We start from the raw sequence: 21,704 nt of genomic DNA, 5'->3' as shown, positions 1-21,704 counted from the left end.
TGTTGGCGGTTGTATGGCTTGTCGAACCTAAAACCAGAACCGCACGCCAGCGACGTACCGGGTGTTTCGTGTTTGCTCGCCTGCAGCGCGGGCAAGGTCTGCGGTTTGACCAAAGCGATTGGCCCATTCCACACCGACATAGGGGGCGAACTGACGCGTGAACTCATAGCGGACGCGGATGCCGGTGGTCACGTCCGACAAACCCTTTCCAATATCGCGGGCCACATCGCTCTTGCCGTAAAAGTTGGCTTCGATGCGTGGTTGCACGATCAGACGCTGGGTCAGCAGTAACTCGTAGTCCGCACTAAGGCGCAAGGCAGTGCGACCGCCGGATCCAACATACGCTGCAGCGTCAACTTCAAACCAGTAGGGGGCAAGCCCCTGTATGCCCATGGCCAGCCAAGAACGGTTGGGGCCGATGCCGCTGTCATGACGCAAACCAAGCTGGGCATCCCAAAACGTAGCGACGGCATGGCTCCACAGTGCCTCGGTGCGGGCTTCTTGAAGTTTCCCGCTAGCAACTTCGCCTTCGGCCTTAAGGACAAACTTGTTGTAGTCACGACCGAAGCGACCCAGGATGTCGTACGAGCCCGAAGTCTTTCCATCGCTGCGCACGGCTTCCAAACTATCGAATAGGACCGATCCAAAGGACTTTTCGTCAGCCAGGCGCAGTCTCTGATAGCCATTCATCGCATAGGGCCCAGACTGCAGGGTGAAGCCTCCGGAGTACGCATGGGGGTCGCGCGCGTCGGACGGCGCAGAACCTCCTTGCATCTGCATGTCCATAGAGCCGTGGTCCATCTCTGGAGTCTTTGCATCTTTGGCACCGGATGTGCTCATGGAATGATCCATCTGTTTCGCGGCTTGGGGCATTTCGGACGCCGCCATGGCTGAGGCGCCGGTAAATAGAAATGTTGTTGCCACAAGTACGTGGTTTCGCAGTTTTTTCATTGTTTTTTGCCCTGATATGTCTAGGTGTTTCACGAAATCACCACCTCGCGGAACATGCCTGCGTCCATATGGAAAGCGAGATGGCAATGCCATGCCCACCGGCCCAGTGCGTCGGCGGTAACCAGGAAACTGATGCGCTGCGCTGGCTGCACAGGGATGGTGTGGCGGCGCGCCTGGAAACTGCCGTCTGAATTTTCCAGCTCACTCCAAACGCCGTGCAGGTGCATGGGGTGGGTCATCATCGTGTCGTTGTGCAGGATGACCCGCACGCGCTCTCCGTAGCTCATATGGACGGGCGTTGACTGGCCAAATTCCAGCCCGTCGAGCGACCAGGTGTAGCGCTCCATGTTGCCGGTCAGGTGCAGCTCGATTTCGCGCTCGGCACCACGGGGGTCAAGCGGCCCCCCTACGGTGTGCAGATCTGCCAGTGTGAGCACGCGGCGACCGTTGTTGCGCAACCCGACTCCTGGATCGTCGAGGTTGGTTCGCGGCATATCCACGCGCATGTCGGTGCTGGCACCATATTCAGTGCGGGCGTGCCGAACCGTTTGACTGGGCGGCACAGACCCTTTGCTCATGCCCATGCCCGACATGGCGCTGTGGTCCATACCTTTCATACTGCCGTGATCCATGCCTTTCATGACGCTGTGGTCCATGCCGGGCATTCCCGCCATACCAGCCATCGCACCATGGCCCACTTCCGCCATCCCGCTGGACGCGCCGTGGTCCATTCCGGGCATTCCACCCATGGAGCCCATCATGTCGGCCATTGAGAGCGCGACCACGGGATCTACTTGTGGCACGGGGGCCTCCAGCCCGGTTCGCACTGACAACGTGCCACGTGCATAGCCTGTGCGTTCCATGGATTGCGCAAACACGGTATATGCATCGTCCTTGGGTTGCACGATGACGTCGTACGTCTCACCGGGACCAAAGCGAAACTCGTCGACCGTCACGGGCTCCACATTCACCCCGTCTGACTGCACAACTGTCAACTTCAAGCCCGGAATGCGAACGTCGTAAAACGTATTGGCCGCACCGTTAATGAAGCGCAGCCTGACCCTTTCACCGGGAAGGAAGGCGCCATTCCAGTTCCCTGCGGGCGTCGTGCCATTCATCAGATAGGTGAGCGTGTCCGACGACAAGTCCGACAGGTCGGTCGGGCTCATGCGCATCTCGTTCCACATCTTGCGCTTGGCCAATGCGGCCTTGGCGCCATCACGCGACACATCGCGGAAGAAGTCAGGCGCAGTCGGCTGGTTGAAGTTGTAGTAATCGCCCTGCGTCTTGAGCTTGGCGAAAACGCGCATCGGGTGCTCGTCTGTCCAATCCGACAGTTGCACCACGTGATCGCGGTCGGCACGGATGGATTCGCCGTCGCGTGGTTCGATCACGATGGCGCCGTACATTCCGGTCTGCTCCTGCATGCCGGAGTGCGAGTGGTACCAAAAGGTCCCGCTTTGTTCGACCTTGAAGCGGTAGGTGAAGGTCTCTCCAGGCGGGATGCCAGCAAAACTGATGCCTGGTACGCCGTCCATCTGGAAAGGCAAGATCATGCCGTGCCAGTGGATGGAGGTGGCTTCTCGCAATCGATTGGTGACGCGTATCGTGACCGTATCGCCTTCACGCCAGCGCAACGTGGGTGCCGGAATGGAGCCGTTGATTGCGGTTGCCACTCTCGCCTTCCCAGTGAAATTCACCGGTAGTTCAGCGATCTCCAAAGAAAATTCCGTGCCTCTCAACTCGGGGGTGCCGGACGAGGCACGCCTTTGACCGAGCAACTGGGCCGCTTGCAACCATGGGGAAGCACTGGCGAGAACGCCGCCTGCGGCGAGTCCCTGCACGAAGCGGCGACGGGAAGAGAATGCCGCTTTGATGGGCGAGAAGGGAGGGAAAAGCATAAAAGATCAGGTCTCCGTCTGAAGTAGCAGAACGAGTGACCATGATCTTCTTGCGGCCCCTATGCGAGCATGACCAGAACATTACATCTCTGTCATCTGGGACCGCGACTTCGTTGCGTCATGCGGTGCTAGTGCAGGATGGATCTGCGCACTGCGGGCGCTTTCCCGCTTTGCGCTCACCCGCCGCAGTTCACTTTGAGCCGCCGCTGTGCATCTCGCCAGCCCCGCTCAGGGGCGTGAAGCGAGCCTGTGCAGCCGCCTGACCGGCAGGCGTGATCGACACGATGGCTTTGAGGTCTGGCGTGGACGCGTACTTGCCCACGCCTTTGAGGAGGTTGCCGCCATCGGGCGTGAGCGTGACGGTGGTGCGCGTTTTTCCGGACAGCAAGATGACGCTGCCCGTGGCGCCGGCTGCGGGAATCTTCTCCCCCGCATGGTCCGTCAAGTACACGGCGACGGGTTTCTCCTTGGCGTCTGGACTCGTGCGGTCCACCACCAACTCAAAGTGGTACACGCCTGCCATGCGCAACTGGCCCCCGTGCGGGGCCTTTTGGGTATCGAGGTAGGCGTCGTCGTGCGCCAACGCACTGCCGGCAGCCAGCACGCCGCCAAGCACCAAGGCCGTGATGGAAAAGATTTTTTTCATGATGTCGCTCTTTCAGTCAGGATGCCCGGCGCACGTTGGCACCGGACGGTGGGTTAAATCAGAAGGCTTCCGGTTGTTCTTCACCAACCTTCGCGGCCAGCAGCCGCGCCAAAGGCTTTTCACCCCAGCGCCAGAACATCAGCGGGGTCAGGAACGTGTCGAGCAAGGTCGAGCTGACCAGGCCACCAAAAATGACCACGGCGACGGGGTGCAGAATTTCTTTGCCCGGCGCATCCGCCGACACCAGCAAGGGCACGAGCGCAAAAGCGGCGACCAATGCGGTCATCAACACGGGCGTGAGCCGCTCCAGCGAACCGCGCACGATGAGCGCGCGACCAAACTTCTCGCCCTCAAATGCACACAGGTTGATGTAGTGGCTGATTTTCAGAATCCCGTTGCGGGTGGCGATCCCGGTCAGGGTGATGAAGCCGACCAATGCCGCGACCGACAAGGGTTGCCCTGAAATCCACAGCGCGATGACGCTTCCCACCAGCGCGAGGGGAATGTTCCCCATGATGATGAGGGTCAGCGCGGTGGAACGGTAGCGGCTGTAGAGCACCAGGAAGATCATGGTGAGCGACAGCATCGCCAGCATCGCGATCAGGCGAGAGGCCTGTTCCTGCGCCTGGAACTGCCCTTCCAGCGAGACCGAATAGCCTTCGGGCAGTGCCTTGGCCGCAATTTCGGCACGAATATCCGCCACCACCTTGGCCATGTCGCTGCCATCGGTGTTGGCCGACAGCACGATGCGGCGGCGCGAGTTTTCGCGGCTGACCTGGTTGGGTCCGTCGCCGTCCTCAATCGTCGCCAGGCTGGAAAGTGGCACTGCGCCGGTGGGGGTCTCAATCATCAGGTTCTGCAGCGCATGCAGACCGCGGTCTTTCTCGGGCAGACGCACCACCAGATCAAAGCGCCGATTGCCTTCGACAATCTGCGTGACGCGCTCGCCCTCGACCATTTGCTGAAGCGAAACAAGCAAGGCACCGGGGGCCACGCCATAGCGTCCCAATTTGTCGTAGTCCAGGTGGATCTTGATCTGCGGAATCAGCACCTGTTTTTCAATCTGAAGATCGGTCAAGCCGTGAACCTGGGCCAAGCGGGTGCGCAGATCGGCGGCCAGCGTGCGCAAGGTGTCCAGGTCGTCGCCGTAGACCTTGAGTGCAATCTGCGCCCGCACACCCGAAAGCAGGTGGTCGAGTCGGTGCGATATGGGCTGCCCCACGTTGCTGGCTGCGGGCAGTACGCCCAGCCGCGTACGAATGTCCTGGATGATGACGCTGCGGCTGCGCTCGGAGGCCTTCAGGTCCACGTCCATTTCGGTGTAATGCACCCCCTCGGCGTGCTCATCGAGTTCGGCGCGCCCGGTGCGTCGCCCAACTTGGGTCACTTCCGGAACGCTGGCGACGATCTGCTCCGCAAGCACCCCAATGCGATTGGATTCGGCCAACGATGTGCCTGGGTTGAGCACGACGTTCACCGTCAGCGTACCTTCGTTGAAATCCGGCAGAAAGGAGCGTGGAAAGAACGGGATGGTGGCTGTTGCCAACACCACCGCCAGTACCGCCGTGAGTAACAGAGCTCCGGTATGACCAAAGGACCAGTGCAGCAGTTTTGCGTCCCAGCGTTTGAGATGCGACACCAGCCAGCTGTCGCCATGGCCCATCTGTTTCATACGCGGCAGCAGGTAGTAAGCCATCACCGGCGTCAGCGTGACAGACACGATCATGCTGGCCAGAATGGACACGATATAGGCCACCCCCAGCGGTGAGAACAGCCGCCCCTCAATGCCGGGCAAGACAAACAGCGGCACAAACACCAGCACGATGATGACGGTGGCATACACGATGGCGGAGCGCACTTCGAGCGTTGCGCTGGCGATGACCTCAGCTACCGGGCGCGGGACCGCCAAGGCACTGTTGAGCTTGAGCCGCCGCAGGACGTTTTCCACACCGACGACAGCGTCGTCCACCAGTTCGCCAATCGCAATCGCCAGACCCCCAGCGTCATCGTGTTGATGGACAGGCCGAAGTAGTGAAACACCAGCGCCGTCGCCAAGAGCGAGACGGGAATGGCGGTGAGCGAAATCAGCGTGGTGCGCACGTTCAACAGGAACAGGAACAGCACCACAGCGACCAGAATGGCGCCGTCGCGCAGGGCCTCTTGCACGTTGCGCACCGAGTTTTCAATGAAATTCGCCTGCTTGAAGAGGAACTGGGGCGCTTCGATGCCTGCAGGCAGGCTCTGTTGCAGTTCCGCTATGGCATGTTCGACTTCGCGGGTCAGCGTCACGCTGTCGGCGCTGGGTTGCTTTTGCACCGACAGAATGACCGCCGGCTTGCCGTTGTACCCGGCATCGCCGCGTTTGAGCGCAGGGGCAATCTTCACGTCGGCCACTTGGCTGAGCAGGATGGCTTGCCCGTTCTTTACACTCACCACGACGTTCTGGAGATCCTGCAGGCGGCTGGTGCGACCGATCTGTCGAATCAGGTATTCACGTCCCTGGGATTCGAGAAAGCCGCCGCTGGTGTTGGCCCCGAAATCGCGCAGTGCGCCTTCGAGTTTTTCGCGCTCGACACCCAAAGCCTGCAGCTGCGCCGGGCGGATCTCAACGCGGTACTGGCGCACCTCGCCACCGATGGGCGTGACCTGGGCGATGCCGGGAATGGTCAGCAGCCGAGGGCGCAAGACCCAGTCGGCGTACTCGCGCACCTGCATGGCGCTGACCTTGTCCGGGTCGGCCGGCAAAGCGATCAACAGGATTTCGCCCATGATGGAAGAAATCGGCCCCATTTGGGGCACGACGCCTTCGGGCAGTTGCTCGCGCACCAGGTTCAGGCGTTCGCTGATTTGCTGGCGGTTGCGGTAGATGTCCGAACCCCACTCGAACTCCACATAGATGATGGACAAACCAATGCCGGAGACCGAACGCACCCGTGTGACGCCTGGCATGCCGTTCATGCCCGATTCGATGGGGAAGGTGACGAGCTGCTCGACCTCTTCAGGGGCCATGCCGCCGGCCTCCGTCATCAGCGTCACCGTCGGTTTGTTCAGGTCGGGGAAAACGTCTACCGGCATCTGGCGCGCCGTCAGGACGCCATAGACGACCAGCAGCAGCGAGATACCAAGGACGATCAGGCGCTGCCTGATGCTGGTGCGAATCAAATAGGCGAACATCTCAGCGCACCTGGGCCAGCAGCCCTGCTCCGTCCGTTACAACTCGATCGCCTTGGCTCACGCCTTGCGTCACGACCAGTTCGGTGGCGCTCAGAGGCGCTGCCGTCACTTTGCGCTGCACGAACCGCTCTGCCTCGGTATGCACCCAGACAGCAGTCTCGCCAGAGGCCATTTTGATGACCGCCGTGCGCGCAAGTGCCGCGCCTTGGACGCTGCGCGTCGTGCTGGCTTGCACGGTTACAGGCTGCCCTACTGCAACCGCCGCGCTGCCCGAACGCACGCTGAACAACAGCACCAAGGCCTGCTCGCGCAGTTGCCGCCCGGTGCCAACATAGCTGAGATCCAGGGCGCCCCCGGGCACAGCAGCGCTTGCTTTGGCAGCGATACCAGCGGTGAGAGCCGGGTCGTACGCCAGTGCTTCCACCGACAGACGGGACGGATCCACCACCTCGAACAGAACTTCCTTCGCGTCGACCACCTGTCCTGCGACCACATGCGACGCGCTGATGACACCCGAAATTGGAGCACGCAGGGCTTCCGCCCCATTCAAGCCGCCGTGCAGTGCGCCGCGACGCCTGCGCAGCGCGTCGCGCTCCAGGCCTGCCGCATCGATCACCGACTGAGGCACCGCGCCTGCGAGTTCCGCGTAGCGTGCCACTTTGCGTTCGGCAATGGCGAGTTGGGCGTCGATCTCGGCAAGCTGCGATTGGCTGGCGCCGCGCTCCAGGCTGTTGATCACCGGCTGCAACCGAGCCAACACTTCGCCCTTGCTAACGACCTGACCCAGAACGGGCAATGATGAGCCCGCAGCTTCCACGCGCCCCGCTTGCCCCGCCTGCACCAAGCCGCCGGCATTGGCGTTGGCAACGACCTTGCCCGCAAGTTCAAGCGAAGCCGGTACGTCCTGCACTTTCGCGACGCGGGTGCGCAGACCCAGCTGACGCTGCACGGCCTTGGGCACAAACAGGCTGCCATCGGCCAACCGCTGCGGCGCTGCGCTTCCGGGTTGCGCCAAGGTTCCAGTGCTGCTTACCGTACCTGCTGCGGGAGCCGCAATGGCGGGTGGACTCGCACTGTGGTCTTCGTCGCCGTGAGCGAGCGCTTGGGTTGAGAGGACGAGCAGCGCGCTGCCAGCCGCGAGGACTATTTTCAGGGTTTTCATCGAAGAAGGCCTTGTTCAGGAGGGAGCGGTTCTGCGTCGACGCAGCCAGGCGATGGCGATGAAGGCGAAGACCAGCACGGCGCCCGCAAGCATCCAGAGGGAGCGGCCGGCCGGCAAGCTCGTGCCAGCCTTTTCAGCGGGAGCGGCAGCCGCAGGGATGTCCAGCGAGGCGCTAAGCAGATCTGCCGTATCGGCGGTCTGCACCGAAATGGTCAGCGCGTGCGTGCCCGGCAGCGTCCACGCACCGCCAGCCACGCGGTAGGTGCCAGGGCCGACCTCGGTGGCAGTGGCTTGCAAATCGCCGCTTTGCACCTCCACCTGGGCCCCGGTCACCGGCTCGTTGCTCGCGAAGTTGTCCAGGAACAGCAGCAAAGAGGGGCCTTCCTGCGCGACCACCAGTTCGAAATCGCTCGTCTGGGCCTCTGCACGAGGGGTGGAAGCAGCCGTCGGCAAAGGCGCTGGCGCGTCACCGTGATCTTCGCCCTCATGCGAGAAGCCGGTGACGGGCACGGCCAGAGCCAAAGCAAAACAAAGAATGCGCAGTAATTTCAAGGAAGGACTCCCAGGGATTGATTCAAACGGGACTGCCAGGCGTAGAGCGAGATTTCTTCGCGAGCAAGCGCTACCTCGGCGTCCTGAGCGGCGGCCCTCGCCCGCAGCAGGGCAGGAAGATCGGACTCACCTAGAGAAAAGCTCTTTTCTGCCAGTACCAGGGTGTCGGTGGAAAGGGCCAGGCGCTCGCGGGCAAGTTGCAGTTGCTTCTGGCCAGTCGCCAGCTCGCGCCTCGCTTTGCCGGTTTCTTGCAAAAGCTTGCGCTCCTGCAGAGCGACCTGTCCTTCGGCCTGTGCAAGTTCGGCGCGCGCTGCCGCGCTTTCTTGGCGTGCACGCGGCCCCAGTGAAAACGGGATCGTGAGCTTGAGGCCCAGCGCGCTTGCATAGGACTCCCCACGGGCACCGCGCTCGCGCACTACGCGCAGCGCCAGCTCGGGGGCTTCGCGCTGCGCTGCGTCAGCGACTGCAAGGCGGTCGCGTGCAAGTTGGACCGCAGCCAGATCGGCTGCAATCTGCGGATGGTCAGCAGGCGACGCGGCGTCTGATACGGCCACACCCTCTGGAATGAGTGTTTCAGGGGCGTCCATTGCGCTGAGTGCGCGAAACGCCTCCTCTGCCTGCAGGCGTTCAGAATGTGCCGTCGCCAGTGCTGCCTGCGCGTCCAGTCGCTCACTGCTCGCCAGATTGGCGTCCACGCGTGCCAACTCGCCCGCCTTGGAGCGGCGGATCACGTCGGCCTCCAGGCGCGCGGCGGTACGCGCACGGCGCCCTGCCAGTTGCTCGCCATTGCGCGCAGCCGCCACAGCCCACCAGGCTTCGCGCAGTTCTCCGGCCAGTTGCAGGCGCAAGGCGCGCTGACTGGCACGCACTTCTTCACGGGTGCTCGCGCCGAGCGCCTTTTGTGCGTTCTGCTGACGCGGAAGCCACAGCGGCGCCGCAAGCTCAAGCTCCCACTCCTGGCTGCCACGGTTGGCGCCCAGTCGGTCGTTGAGCGTAGCTAGGGAAGCCGACAAAGGACGAGGCGTCAAACTTTCGGCCGCCTCAACCAGAGCGTCGGCCGCCTCAGCACGAGGCACGGCAGACATAGCGACGGGATGGCGCGCCAACGCGCTCTCCAAGGCATCGGCCAAGGTTTGTGCGCCTGCAGGCAGAACCGCACATAGCCCTAGTACAAGGGCACTCAAGGTTTTCATCAAAGGGTTTCCAACTTGTGGTTCGTCGCGCTGTCCATCGGTCCACAGGCAACAGAGCTGCATTCAGAAGTGAGCGCGATGGTGCCCACACCCCGCCTACACGCAGCTTTCCGCCACATTACAAATTCGTAATGTGGGCGTTTCGCGGATGCTTCCCTGCACAATTGCCCCATGAAAGTTCTCATCGTCGAAGACGAACTCAAGACGGGGGATTACTTGCGCCAGGGGCTGGTCGAAGCGGGTTTTGTCGCCGACTTGGCCCGCACGGGCACGGATGGACTGCACCTCGCGCTGACGGGTGACTACGACCTGCTGGTGCTCGATGTCATGCTGCCGGGACTCAACGGTTGGCAGCTCTTGCAATCCCTGCGGCGCAGCGGCAATGCGCTGCCGGTGCTGTTCCTCACCGCGCGCGATCAGGTCGAGGACCGTGTCAAAGGGCTGGAACTCGGAGCGGATGACTACCTGGTCAAGCCCTTCGCGTTTTCGGAGTTTCTCGCTCGGGTGCGCACTTTGCTGCGGCGCGGCAAGGCAAGCATTGAACCGACCGTGCTGCGGATTGCCGACCTGGAACTCGATTTGATGCGACGCCGGGCACAACGTGCTGGCCGGCGTATCGATCTCACTGCCAAGGAATTCGCGCTGCTGGAACTCCTGCTCCGGCGCCAGGGAGAAGTGCTGACGCGTTCGCTGATTGCATCGCAGGTATGGGACATGAACTTTGACAGCGACACCAATGTGATCGAAGTGGCCATGCGCCGCCTGCGGGCCAAGATGGACGACGACTTCGAGCCCAAGCTGCTGCGCACGATACGCGGTATGGGGTATGTACTGGAGACATCGGACTGATGGGCTCGCGCCTGACGCTGACTGCGCGACTGACACTTCTGTTCACCGTCGGTTCGGCGGTGGTTCTACTTGCCTTCGGCGCGCTGGTCATGGCTGCAATTGCCTCGCACTTTGACGAGCTCGACCGGGACGAACTCGCGGGCAAGCTGGACTATGCCGCTCAGCTGGTCGCCACCATGGATCGCCCACTCAGCAAGGAGGCCGTGGCAAAGGAGCTTGCGTCCTCTTTTGCCGGCCACCATGAACTCGTGATGCAAGTGCGCGGCCCGAGTGGAATGGTCTGGTTTGCGTCCCCCGGCGTGGAATTTCCAGTGAGTTTGGTCACCGCCCCCCATCTTTCTCATTGGCGTTCAGGCGGGCGAACGTTTCACGGACTAGAAAAGACTTTGCTAGTCGGCGCGACCGCTGGCGGCGCTCTTACCCTGGTCTTGGCATTGGATACTGCACATCACGAACGATTTTTGCAGAGCTTTCGCGTCACGCTTTGGCTATTTGTTGCCTGTGCCGTAATGTTCATGGGCCTACTTGGCTGGGTTTCGGCGCGGCGGGGGCTCGCTCCCTTACGGGCCATGCGCGAGCGCGCCGCCACGGTGACAGCACACAGTTTGGACCGCAGGCTTCCCGTGCAGGCTGTGCCTCCGGAACTGGCCGAGCTGGCCATCACGCTCAATGAAATGCTGGAGAGACTGGAAGATGCATTCAAGCGGCTCTCCGATTTCTCGGCCGACCTTGCCCATGAACTGCGCACCCCCGTGAGCAACCTGATGGTGCAGACGCAGGTCGCATTGTCTCTACCGCGAGATGCAGAAGGCTATCGAGCCATCCTCGAATCCAACGCAGAGGAATACGAGCGCCTGGCACGAATGATTTCCGACATGCTGTTTCTGGCAAAAGCCGAAAACGGACTCGTACTGGTGCACGAAGAGCTCGTTGATGTGGCCCACGAAGTACGCCAGCTGTTCGACTTCTACGAGTTGTCGGCAGACGAGAAGCGCATCGACCTGCAGTTGCGTGGCGAAGGCGCTCTGCGCGGCGACCGACTGATGCTGCGGCGCGCCTTGGGCAACCTCATCTCGAACGCGCTGCGCCACACACCAGTGGGAGGAACCATCAGCGTAGCAATTGACCAAGACGCCGCGCGATTGCGCATACAGGTGCAGAACACGGGCGAGCCTATCGCTGCGGCCCACTTGGCACGGTTTTTTGAGCGGTTTTACCGCGCCGATCCCGCGCGCCAGCACGAAGCAGGCGAAGGCATCGGTCTGGGGCTTTCCATTTCGCAAGCCATTGCGCATGCGCATGGAGGCGAAGTGGCGGCTGCATCAAACGACGGCCTGACCATTTTTTCCCTCACTTTCCCCAACTCAAGATAGGGCTTACCAAGCCACTGCGTGGGAACCGCAGATTCGCAATAGAAGTCCGGGCTGCGACAACGAGGCACACGATCCCGGCCGCTCCTCTACAGGAGCAGCAGGGCATCCAGATCCAGAATATCGATCTTGCGTTGACCGGATTGGGCGATCCAATGGGCTTCTTCGAATTCGGCAAACCGACGACTGATAGTCTCTGGCGTCGTACCCAAATAGGAGGCTAGGTCTTTTCGACTCATGGGCAAGGTAATGCTTAGGGAGTTGGCCTTTTCAGAAAGAGACGCGAGGTAAAGTCCAATGCGTTCGTTTACTGGCGTAGTCGCAATGACTGCAGTTTGGGTTTCACTGGCACCTAGCCGCAATGCCAGCTCGGCCATTACGTGCAAGCCAATGGCGGGATACCTTAGCACGAGTTTATTAAAATCCTCACGTCCGATAACGCAGATCGCTGATTGCTCCATCGCCTCCGCATAGGAGTCATGCCGTGAATCACAAAATAGTGCAAGTTCGCCCGTGAATGCTCCAGGCTCGAGAATGCGCACCAACTGTTCTTTGCCGCCCTCTGACAAGCGATATACCTTGACCCTGCCTCGATGAATGATGAAAAGTTGATTCGACTCGTCGCCAGCATGGTGGATGAATGCACCACGCTCGAAGACACGCATTTTTGACTTACCCGCGATACTTCGCAACTCATCGGCGGGCAGATGATTAAAGATCGGCACCCGAGACACACAGAGCGATTTGGGCGCTCTGATGATGCTCGTATCTGACGCCGCAGCGTTAGGATAATTCATATTTTTGATCCTGTTGCAGCATCGATCAGCATACTGGTTAGCCGCCGAGATTCAATGCAGGGTTTACAAGTTTGGCTCTTATACCATGCTTGCCCTTATAGCGAATCAGTCGAACTGCATTCAATATCACGAGCAAAACACTGATCTCATGAATCAGCATGCCTGAGGCCAGAAACACCTTTCCAAGCACCACGCCGACCAGCAAAATAATCACGGTACCTACTGCAAAGAATGTGTTTTGGAGCATATTGCCAACCGTGGCCTTGGCCAGCGCATGGGCGTGGGCAAAATGGTCCAGGTTGTCGGACATCAGCACGACATCTGCCGTCTCCATCGTGATATCTGCGCCGCCCGTTCCCATGGCCAGGCCCACATCAGCGGTGGCAAGCGCGGGCGCATCGTTGATTCCGTCGCCCACCATGGCAACGCGATAGCCCTGCGCCTTGAGTTGCTTGACCCAGCTCACTTTGTCCTCCGGCAACAGTTCGGCGTGAACCGCATCCAGCCCCAGTTCATCCCCCACCAATTGCGCGGTGTGCCGGTTGTCTCCCGTCAGCATGAACATTTTCTCGACGCCTTGGGCGCGTAGCTGCGCGATGGCGCGCTTGGCTTCGGGCTTGATCTGGTCGGCAATGGAAATCAATCCCTTGATCGCCCCGTCAATCGCCACAAAGATCGCCGTATTGCCCGCCTTCTCACGGGCGATGGCATGCGCTTCCTGTTGGGGTGCAATGTCTATGCCTTCGGCACGCATCAGCTTGCGGTTGCCGATGACAAAGCGCTGGCCCGCCACCACCGCGGTCATGCCGTTTCCTTTGATGATGTCGGCGTCCTCGGGCTTGTCGGTCAGCGCGAGCGAACGCTGGCGCGCCTCACTCACGATGGTTTGGCCCAGGTGGTGCTCGGACGCCACTTCGACCTGGGCCGCCAGGCGCAAGAGCTCGTTTTCGTCCCCCGTCCAGGCCATGACCTCGGTGACCGTGGGCCGCCCTTTGGTTAGCGTGCCGGTCTTGTCAAAGAGCACCAGGTTGACCTTGGCAAGCTTTTCCATGATTTCGCCGCCCTTGATCAGCACGCCATTGCGCGCGCCGTTGCCAATGCCTGCCACCATGGAAACCGGTGCAGAAATGACCAACGCTCCCGGGCAAGCAATCACCAGAAACGTCAGCGCCAGCTCGACGTTGCTGGAAAACACGTACACCAGCACCGACAGCACGACAATGGAAGGCGTGTAGATATTGGCAAACCGGTCGAGAAATTTTTGCGTTTTGGTCTTGGATTCCTGCGCGTCTTCCACCAGTTCAATGATTTTGGCAAACGTGGTGTCGTCACCCACACGCTCGACCAGCACCTCGATATAACCGTTGTCGATGATGGTGCCGCTAAAAACATGGTCCCCCTCAGCTTTGGCCGCAGGCACGGATTCCCCCGTAATGGCGGCTTCGACGATGGTTGCGCGGCCAGAGATAATTTGGCCGTCGGCGGCAATTTTTTCACCCGAATGAATCAGGATGCGATCGCCCTTGATCAAGTCCTCGGCAGGCACCTTGATATTACCCTCAGCGCGGATGACCGTGGCCTCAATCGGCGTCATGTCGATCAGCGCCCTGAGCGAAGACCGTGTTTTCTCCAGCGTTCGCGTCTCCAGATAAGCGCCGAATATGAACAGGAAAGTCACCGCCGCTGCTTCGACATACTCACCGATGATCAGCGCGCCCACCACGGCAATGGTGACAAGCAGCTCAATGCTAAAAGCCTTCATCCGCAAAGATTTAAAGGCCTTGATCGCAATAAAGTAACCGGCAACCAGCGTTGACGCAATCAAAACCGCATGCTTGGCGTCGGTGAGCGCCAGCCAATGCAATACCATGGCGGCAAGCAACAAGCTGCCGGTTACCATGGCAATATGAAAGTTATTAATTCTGTTCATTTAAGTCACCTTGCTTGACTGAACGGGATAACCAAGGCGGTTCAATGTATTCTCCAAGGCCTCGGCATTGGCTACCGCGCTGTCAAACTCGACACGCACCCGGCCAGAGTGAAAGAGCACCTTGGCGTCACGCACACCATCCACTTTGAGCAGCGTGGTTTCAATTTTCTTGATGCACGATGGGCAGCTAAAAGGCTCCATATTAAAGACGGCTTTTTTCATTTCTATCTCCTCGTATAAATATGTAAAAACAAATTCATGATAAGAGACAGTGGAATTTGCGTCATTGACGCCCATCAAGTTTAAAATTTTTTAATCGACTATGGAAAATTCAAATTTCAAGCATTTTTATTGCCAACGATGCTCTGCATAACCCTTGCGAGAATGCGTATTTCCGGATCGGGATGGGCCGCAAGGCGTCTATTGGCGGTCAATCGCGGGTTGTTCGAATGAGGCGCAACGAAGCGGACCGCCTGAGACCGTGCTGACACAGTCCTCAGGGAGTTCCAAGGCTGCAGCACGCGCTGTCAGAAACGTGTTTGGGCCTCGGCAGCGCTGCGGAAGTCACACGCAGAGCAGTCCAGGTATGGACCCTGCCCAGGGCTTTGTGGCGTCCGCTGGCAGTGCGCCGGTTCAGTCAGTGCTGTGCAGTCAAAAAGCTAGACCCGGCGCTGGGCTTGTGACCGTGGGTTTCAGTGGCAAGACAAGGTGCCAGGCTATGAGGAGCAGGGCCACAGAGCCGATGCTGTGGCGACACAGCTTCTCACGCCACGGGATTAACTCCTAATTTTGTAGCTGCTCGCGCTTTCGTATCAAGCGCTACAGGCTGATTTTTCGATATTTTTCAGTGCTACGCCTGGAATTTCCCCGATCCAGGGCAAAGGGAAAGGCCTGACTCTTGCATTGCCTCCAGACGGCGATCGACAAGATCGACAAATCGATCGACCACCTCCGGAAAACCAAAGACACGCTGCTTTACACCCACCGCGACCTTCGCCTGGCAAAGGACAAGTTGCAGGAGGTGACGATCAAAAAGCTGACCGGGGCAACCCGGCGATGGCGAGCCAGTTTTCCGAGCTGAAGAAAGGTGGTGATTCCGATGCGGCTTGAAACACGAAGCGAAAGCCATCCGATCCAAACGAAGACTTGGCGTGGCTTGGGCACCGCTGCTGCGCGCCGCCATCATGTGGAGGTGGCGCTCTTTGCCAATCCAGTCAGCTTGTGCCCTTACGGATTCCAGGCCACCCGCCTCACCCCGTGATGCCTTCTGCGTCGAAGCTGGGCGGGCGCAGAAGGTCTGAGTCAATCCCCATGACCGCGCTGGCCCGCTCAACCGCCTGCCAAAGCGGCGCAGGCATTTTCAGGATGTCTTCGGGCGAGTCGGCTTGGGCAATCCAGGCGCTGATTTGTTGGTACTGCTCAGTGGTCAGCAAGGCCAGGTGCAGCATCTCGTCTATGGTTTTCATGGGGGCTTGGGTCAGGTTCAGTCAGGTCTTGGCAGGTGCGCCTCGGCGATCTGCGCGAGGTCGGGCGCCACCATGGGGCGAGATACGGGTGACAGCGCAAGAACCTCGCGCTGAACGACTTACAGGACGTACTGTATGTGCAGCGCCATCGCGTTATTGCAAGCGCTGCAACAGGTCCAGGCTAGGGTAGCCGTCGGCCGGCAAGCCCAGGCTGCGCTGGTATTGGCGCACGCCGCTGCGCGTGGCCGGGCCCATGACGCCGTCGGGCGTGCCGCTGTCGAAACCGCGTACGTTCAGCGCCGTCTGCAAGGCCTTCAACTGGCTGCTGGTCAGCGCCTGCAAATCGCGCGGCCACGGTGTCTGCACGGCAGGGCCGCCGGCAAGCTGCTGCGCCAGCAAGCCGACTGCAAGCGCATAGCTGGTCGAATTGTTGTAGCGCAGGATCGTGCGGAAATTGGGCCCGATCAGAAAGGCCGGCCCACCTGCACCGGCCGGCAGCAGGATGGAACTATTCTCCAACGCGGGCAGCGGCGCGCCGTTCATGGCCTGCACGCCCTCGCCCGCCCAGAGGGACGCCGATTGGCGCACATCGGCGTCGGCGCGCGCAAAGTCGAACCCCGGCGGCAAGCGCACCTCAAGCCCCCACGGCTGGCCGGCTTGCCAGCCGGAGCGTGCCAGGAAGTTGGCGGTGGATGCCATCACATCGGCGACGCTGCCCCAAATGTCGCGCCGGCCATCGCCGTCAGCATCGACGGCGTACGCCAGAAAGTTCGAGGGCAGAAACTGCGTCTGGCCCATGGCCCCGGCCCAGGACCCGATCATCTGCGCGCGGTCGATGTCGCCGTTCTGCAGAATCTTCAAAGCCGCCAGCAACTGGCCACGCGCCCACTGCTCGCGCCGGCCTTCAAAGCCCAGCGTGGCGAGGGCGTCGATGGTGGGAATGTCGCCCGTGAAGCCGCCGTAATTGCTCTCCATGCCCCAGATGGCGACCAGCACTTCGGCCGGCACGCCGTAGCGCGCGGCAGCGGCATTCACGTCGGGGCGCACCTGCAGCAGCTTGTCTTGCCCACGGGCGATGCGCTGTGCAGACACGGCGGTGTCGAGGTAGTCCCACACAGTGCGGGTGAACTCGGGCTGGGCGCCGTCCAGCTCAATCACGCGCGGCAGGAACTGGACGCCATCGAAAGCGCTATGCAGCGTTGCCTCAGCAATGCCGGCGGCGCGTGCGCTGGCGCGGAACTCTTCAACCCAGCGGGCAAACTTCTGGTTGTGTTCCGCATCGTCGGAGACGGGGGGCAAGGCGGGCAACGGGGATACAGCGGAGGCCGGCGTGGTTGCTGTGGGCGGAGCTGGTGCCTTGGGTTCGTCCGGCGGTGCAGAGACGCAGCCTGCCAGGGCGAGGATAGCCAGCAAACCGGGAACCAACCAGCAGCGAGAGGGTGCTGGGAAACGGGATGGTGTTTGCATGGATGCCATTCTCGATGTTCTTTTGGCCATTCAAGCCGGGCCGTGCGGCACAGGCGGGATACTTCGCCGGTAGAGTTCGAACCACGCCATTCCCGACGGCTCATGAATGATCTGGAATGTCCTTGCATGGACGTTCCAAGGGGATCCAGGGCGATTCAGATGGACTGACGGACGACGAAGAGCAAGGGCAATGGCACCCCATTTCGCGCCGGCAGCACGGCGGCTGCGCCTAACGGGCGACCCCAGATCAACGGAGAACCCACCCATGGACATTGAACTCAACGCCTACTACACGATGATCCTCGCCACCCTGGTACTGCTGCTGGGGCGCCTATTGATCGTCAAGATCAAGTTTCTGGCGGACTTCAACATTCCAGAGCCGGTGGCTGGCGGGTTGCTGGCCGGGGTCATCGTGTTCGTGCTCAACGCGCTCTTCGGCCTGACATTCCAGTTTTCGACGCCGCTCCAGACCGGGTTCATGCTGATGTTCTTCTCGTCCATCGGCCTCGGTGCCGACTTCGCGCGCCTGAAGGCGGGCGGCAAGCCGCTGGCCGTGTTTCTGGTGGTGGTGGCTGGCTTCATCGTGGTGCAGGACGTGGTCGGCGTGGGCCTGGCGGCGGCGCTGGGCCTTGATCCGCTGATCGGGCTGGTCGCGGGCTCGATCACGCTCACCGGCGGCCACGGCACGGCGGGCGCCTGGGGGCCGGTGCTGGAAGCCCAATACGGCATCGTGGGTGCCACCACCCTGGGTATTGCGACCGCCACCTTCGGCCTGGTGGCGGGTGGCCTGATCGGCGGGCCGGTGGCCAAGCGCCTGCTCAAAAAGATCGACCACCAGAGGCTGGCTCCCATCGGGCAGCAGACCCCGGTGGAGGCAGCGGCCGCGTCCCAGTCGCTCTACAGCACGCGCCACACCGAGGCCGGTGACGCGCCGGACAGCGCCATGTTCGACAAGCCCGACGAGATCCGGCTCATCACCGCGTCGTCCACCATCGAAACGCTGGCGTTGTTTGCCGCCTGCCTGGCCTTTGCCGATCTGATGACGATCGCGGCCAAGGGCACGGCATTCGAGTTGCCGACCTTTGTGTGGGCGCTGGCGGGCGGCGTGGTCATCCGCAACGTGCTCACTACCTTCTTCAACTTCGAGATGTTCGACCGCGCCATCGATGTGTTTGGCAACGCCTCGCTGTCGTTGTTCCTGGCCATGGCGCTGCTTTCGCTGCGCCTGTGGGAGCTGACCGAACTGGCCTTGCCGGTGATGGTGATTCTGCTCGCGCAGGTCGGCGTGATGATGCTGTACGCCAGCTTTGTGACGTTCAAGGTCATGGGTGCCAATTACGACGCCGCAGTGCTGGCAGGCGGCCACTGCGGCTTCGGCATGGGCGCCACGCCCACCGCCATTGCCAACATGCAGGCCATCACCGACCGCTATGGCCCTTCGTACAAGGCGTTTTTGATTGTGCCGATGGTCGGGGCCTTTTTTGTCGACCTGGTGAATGCCGCTGTGCTGCAGTTCTTCACGCAGTTGCCATTCCTGCAGTAAACCGACCTGGAAACCGCTGGGCGGCCGTACTGGCCCTCGGCGTCGTTGTCGATGGCAGGCAGGCGCTGCCTGCAGCTTCCGTTGCAGGAGCCCATGCGCCGCAGAGGTTCAACCATCAAGGGCGCAGCGATTGCTGCCGGTTGCCAGTCGTATGCCAGCAGCCCGCGTCGGCCACAGCCGGTTCGCCACGCTCGCCTGGCCCGACTGCCGCATCGCCGCGTCACCGGGCATGAAGCTGGGTGGTGCTCAATGCATTGGCCTGCCCAGCCGTTTGCTTGCCCTGGAGATCGCGTAGTTCACCAGGCAGTACAGCAGCGCCACCACGAGGTACACGGGCACCAGCGCGTGGTAGTTGGCGATGAGCACTTTGGCGTTCTGCATCAGTTCACCGTAGGTAACGACGTAGCCGAAAGTGGTGTCCTTGACCACAATGACCAGTTGCGCGACCAGCGCCGGGACGATGTAGCGCAGCGCCTGCGGGAAGACGATGTAGAAGAACACCTGGGCTTTGGTCATCCCCAGGCTTCGGGCAGCATTGGCCTGGCCGCGCGGAACGGCGAGCACGCCCGCGCGGTACACCTCGGCCACCACGGCGGCGGTGCTCAGGCTGATGGGCAAGGTCAGCATCCAGTAGGTACTCAGCTTGATGCCGGCCTGCGGAAGCACCAGGAAGCACACATAAATGAGCAGTAGCGTGGGCGTGCCGCGCAGGAACTCGATCACCGCAATGCTCGGCCAACGCACCAGCCGCAGCCGCGCCAAGCGCCCCAATAAAAGCACCAGCCCGAAGGCCAGCGCGATGACGGCGGCCATCGCCGCCGATTTAAGCGTGCCGAGCAGGCCGTTGGCCAGAAAGGCCCAGGTGGTCGGCCAGGCGAAGAAGTTCCAGTAGCGGGCGTCGAGCTGCCCTGCGCTATAGAAGCGCAGCACGACACCCGCAGCCAGCAGCAGCAGCGCGCCCGCCGTGAGCGCGCTGAGCGCCCGTGTGACGGCCCTGGCTCGCGGGCTGGGCGCACCAAACAGTGCTTCTTCCAAAGGGCGGCTCATCGCAGTATCCGCGCCTTCTTGTCCAGGGCGGCGCCGGCCCAGGCGATGAGCAAACCCGTCGCCACGTACATCGCAGCGGCCACCGCGAACGCGGGAATGCCGGCAGCGGAATCCGTCGCAATCTTGGACACCAGCGCGGTCAGCTCGCGGCCGGGAAACGGCACCTGCGAGGCCAGCGAGGTCGAGAGCATCAATGCAATCAGCAGCGACGTCATCGGCTGCACCACCGCGCGCAGCGCCTGCGGCAACACCACCGACCAGATCACGCGAATCGGCCGCATGCCCAGGCTGAGCGCCGCCTCTACCTGACCGCCGCCGACCGTGTTGATGCCGGCGCGCAGGTAGTCCGCCGTGAACGCCGAGCAGACCAGCGTCAAGGTCAGGATGACGCTGGGCTCATAGTCGATCAGGACGTTGAGATCGGGCAGCGCGAACACGATGAAGATCAGCAGCGCGACGCTGGGAATGTTGCGGAAAATCTCGACATAGACCGTCAATACAAAGCGCAGCGGCGGCAGCGGCAGCAGCCGAAGCACGGTCACAGCGATGCCCAGCAAGAAGCCGGGCACGAACGACAGCACGGTGAGCTTCCACGTCAACAAAAGGGCCTGCCCAAAGGCAGGCCCATAGTCGGCCAGAAGCTTGGAAACCTCACCCATCCGCCATCCGTTAGGGAATTGCGGGCGGCGTCGGAACGGCCGTGCTGCCGGTGCGCTGCCCGATGGCGATGGTCCAGAGTTTGGCCCAGGTGCCGTCGGCTTCAACCTTCTTCAGGAAGGCATTGACAAAGGCCACGCCGTCCGAACCCTTGGGCAACCCGATGCCGTAGGGGTCCTGCGCACCAAAGGGCGCGCCCGCCAACTGCGTGTCGCCAGTGCCGAGGCTCAGGGCATTGAGCAGCAGCGTGTAGTCGGTCACGTAGGCGTCCACGCGCCCCTGGCGCAATCCGTCCAGGGCTTCCTGGTGCGTCTGGAACTCTTGCACCACCGCCTTGGGCGCGAACTGCGCGAGGATTGCGGGCCCGGTGGAGCCAGCCTGCGTCGCGACCTTCTTGCCGGCCAGATCGTTGTACGACTGGATGGTCTTGTTGTTTGCCTTGACCAGCACCCCGGCCTGCGAGGTGTAGTAGGGGCCGGCGAACGCAATTTTCTCGGCGCGGGCGGGGGTGATGGAGTAGGTGGCAAGCACCATGTCCACCTGGTCGTTGATAAGCACCTGTTCGCGCGTGGAAGAAGTCACCTGTGTGAACTTGTACTTGGACCCATCGCCCAGGATGTAGCGCGTGAGGAGCTGGGCCAGACCGGCGTCGAAGCCGCGCATCTTGCCGTCCTTCTCGTTCAGCAGCGAGAACAGATTCGAAGTTTGCGTGCCGCCCAGACGCAGCGTGCCGGCCTGCTTGATCTTGCTGGCCCAGGTGCTCGACGCGATGGTGGCAGCGTCGGCGACGGGGCCCTGCGCGACCAGCGCGTCAAACTCCGCAGTGTTGATGGGCGTGCCCTGTGCAAAAAGCGGCCCGCCGGAAACAATTGCCAGTGCCACCGCAGTGGATTTCAGAATGGATTGGATGGACATGCATTCCCCTTGGATGGTGTGTGACGCAAACCAATATATAGCAGTTGTGCAATGCGAGCGCTGCTCGTGCGGTCTGTCCACCGT

The 21,704-nt window shown here is 61.4% G+C and carries 17 protein-coding genes and 2 pseudogenes; 4 read left to right on the top strand and 15 right to left on the bottom strand.

The annotated features are described in order from the left end of the window. Nucleotides 1-27: 27 nt before the first annotated feature. The 7 genes and pseudogenes from C6571_RS10840 to C6571_RS10810 form a co-directional block, all read right to left on the bottom strand. On the bottom strand, nt 28-873 hold the full coding sequence (locus C6571_RS10840; protein ID WP_420542636.1) for a copper resistance protein B: 846 nt from the start codon (nt 871-873) through the stop codon (nt 28-30). Between the two features lie 107 nt (nt 874-980). Next, nucleotides 981-2,852 carry a copper resistance system multicopper oxidase gene (locus tag C6571_RS10835; protein ID WP_106446691.1) on the bottom strand — a complete coding sequence of 624 codons (1,872 nt, stop codon included), beginning with the start codon at nt 2,850-2,852 and terminating at the stop codon, nt 981-983. A gap of 190 nt (nt 2,853-3,042) precedes the next feature. Then, nucleotides 3,043-3,498: a hypothetical protein gene (locus tag C6571_RS10830; RefSeq protein ID WP_106446690.1), complete on the bottom strand. Its 456-nt coding sequence runs from the start codon at nt 3,496-3,498 to the stop codon at nt 3,043-3,045. Nucleotides 3,499-3,556: 58 nt separating this feature from the next. Next, nucleotides 3,557-6,672, bottom strand: a pseudogene (locus C6571_RS10825) (efflux RND transporter permease subunit). Nucleotide 6,673: 1 nt separating this feature from the next. Beyond that, nucleotides 6,674-7,834 (bottom strand): efflux RND transporter periplasmic adaptor subunit, encoded by a 1,161-nt coding sequence (locus C6571_RS10820; RefSeq protein WP_106446689.1) that lies wholly within the window; start codon nt 7,832-7,834, stop codon nt 6,674-6,676. A 15-nt stretch (nt 7,835-7,849) separates the two neighbouring features. After that, nucleotides 7,850-8,386, bottom strand: coding sequence for a hypothetical protein (locus C6571_RS10815; protein WP_106446688.1), 537 nt, complete (start codon nt 8,384-8,386; stop codon nt 7,850-7,852). Beyond that, a complete protein-coding gene (locus tag C6571_RS10810) occupies nt 8,383-9,471 on the bottom strand; it encodes a TolC family protein (protein ID WP_245901254.1) in 1,089 nt (362 codons plus the stop codon). The genes C6571_RS10815 and C6571_RS10810 overlap by 4 nt, the downstream gene beginning before the upstream one ends. Nucleotides 9,472-9,750: 279 nt before the next feature. Here C6571_RS10810 and C6571_RS10805 point away from each other — a divergent pair, with 279 nt between their 5' ends. Beyond that, the gene (locus tag C6571_RS10805; protein ID WP_106446686.1) at nt 9,751-10,428 is read left to right on the top strand and encodes a heavy metal response regulator transcription factor; all 678 of its coding nucleotides are present in this window, start codon (nt 9,751-9,753) and stop codon (nt 10,426-10,428) included. Continuing rightward, nucleotides 10,428-11,801, top strand: a complete 1,374-nt coding sequence (locus C6571_RS10800; RefSeq protein WP_106446685.1) for a heavy metal sensor histidine kinase — start codon at nt 10,428-10,430, stop codon at nt 11,799-11,801. Before C6571_RS10805 ends, C6571_RS10800 begins: the two co-directional genes overlap by 1 nt. 86 nt (nt 11,802-11,887) lie before the next feature. Here the strand turns inward: C6571_RS10800 and C6571_RS10795 are convergent, their stop codons facing one another. Genes C6571_RS10795 through C6571_RS10785 form a run of 3 tightly spaced genes read right to left on the bottom strand, consistent with a single transcriptional unit; the run spans nt 11,888 to nt 14,747 of the window. Next, nucleotides 11,888-12,595: a Crp/Fnr family transcriptional regulator gene (locus tag C6571_RS10795; RefSeq protein WP_106446684.1), complete on the bottom strand. Its 708-nt coding sequence runs from the start codon at nt 12,593-12,595 to the stop codon at nt 11,888-11,890. A gap of 37 nt (nt 12,596-12,632) precedes the next feature. After that, a complete protein-coding gene (locus C6571_RS10790) occupies nt 12,633-14,525 on the bottom strand; it encodes a heavy metal translocating P-type ATPase (protein ID WP_106446683.1) in 1,893 nt (630 codons plus the stop codon). Beyond that, nucleotides 14,526-14,747: a heavy-metal-associated domain-containing protein gene (locus C6571_RS10785; protein WP_106446682.1), complete on the bottom strand. Its 222-nt coding sequence runs from the start codon at nt 14,745-14,747 to the stop codon at nt 14,526-14,528. Nucleotides 14,748-15,435: 688 nt separating this feature from the next. On the opposite strand from C6571_RS10785, the pseudogene C6571_RS10780 reads away from it, so the two are divergent. Beyond that, nucleotides 15,436-15,635: pseudogene (locus tag C6571_RS10780) on the top strand (DUF2130 domain-containing protein); the annotation flags it as partial. A gap of 140 nt (nt 15,636-15,775) precedes the next feature. Here the strand turns inward: C6571_RS10780 and C6571_RS10775 are convergent. Then, nucleotides 15,776-15,991 (bottom strand): hypothetical protein, encoded by a 216-nt coding sequence (locus C6571_RS10775; protein ID WP_106446681.1) that lies wholly within the window; start codon nt 15,989-15,991, stop codon nt 15,776-15,778. Nucleotides 15,992-16,144: 153 nt separating this feature from the next. Then, nucleotides 16,145-17,488: a lytic murein transglycosylase gene (locus C6571_RS10770; RefSeq protein WP_420852891.1), complete on the bottom strand. Its 1,344-nt coding sequence runs from the start codon at nt 17,486-17,488 to the stop codon at nt 16,145-16,147. Between the two features lie 235 nt (nt 17,489-17,723). On the opposite strand from C6571_RS10770, the gene gltS reads away from it, so the two are divergent. Next, nucleotides 17,724-19,001: a sodium/glutamate symporter gene (gene gltS / locus C6571_RS10765; RefSeq protein WP_106446679.1), complete on the top strand. Its 1,278-nt coding sequence runs from the start codon at nt 17,724-17,726 to the stop codon at nt 18,999-19,001. Nucleotides 19,002-19,247: 246 nt separating this feature from the next. Here the strand turns inward: gltS and C6571_RS10760 are convergent, their stop codons facing one another. Genes C6571_RS10760 through C6571_RS10750 form a run of 3 tightly spaced genes read right to left on the bottom strand, consistent with a single transcriptional unit; the run spans nt 19,248 to nt 21,620 of the window. After that, complete coding sequence (locus tag C6571_RS10760; protein ID WP_106446678.1) at nt 19,248-20,048, bottom strand: amino acid ABC transporter permease; 801 nt, start codon at nt 20,046-20,048, stop codon at nt 19,248-19,250. Continuing rightward, the gene (locus tag C6571_RS10755) at nt 20,045-20,707 is read right to left on the bottom strand and encodes an amino acid ABC transporter permease (protein WP_106446677.1); all 663 of its coding nucleotides are present in this window, start codon (nt 20,705-20,707) and stop codon (nt 20,045-20,047) included. Before C6571_RS10755 ends, C6571_RS10760 begins: the two co-directional genes overlap by 4 nt. A gap of 10 nt (nt 20,708-20,717) precedes the next feature. Beyond that, a complete protein-coding gene (locus C6571_RS10750; protein ID WP_106446676.1) occupies nt 20,718-21,620 on the bottom strand; it encodes a glutamate ABC transporter substrate-binding protein in 903 nt (300 codons plus the stop codon). Nucleotides 21,621-21,704: the final 84 nt, after the last annotated feature.

This window comes from Simplicispira suum (assembly GCF_003008595.1).
Taxonomy (GTDB): domain Bacteria; phylum Pseudomonadota; class Gammaproteobacteria; order Burkholderiales; family Burkholderiaceae_C; genus Simplicispira; species Simplicispira suum.
Note: the sequence above shows the minus strand (reverse complement) of the source record. Positions and strands in the feature narration are given on the sequence as shown.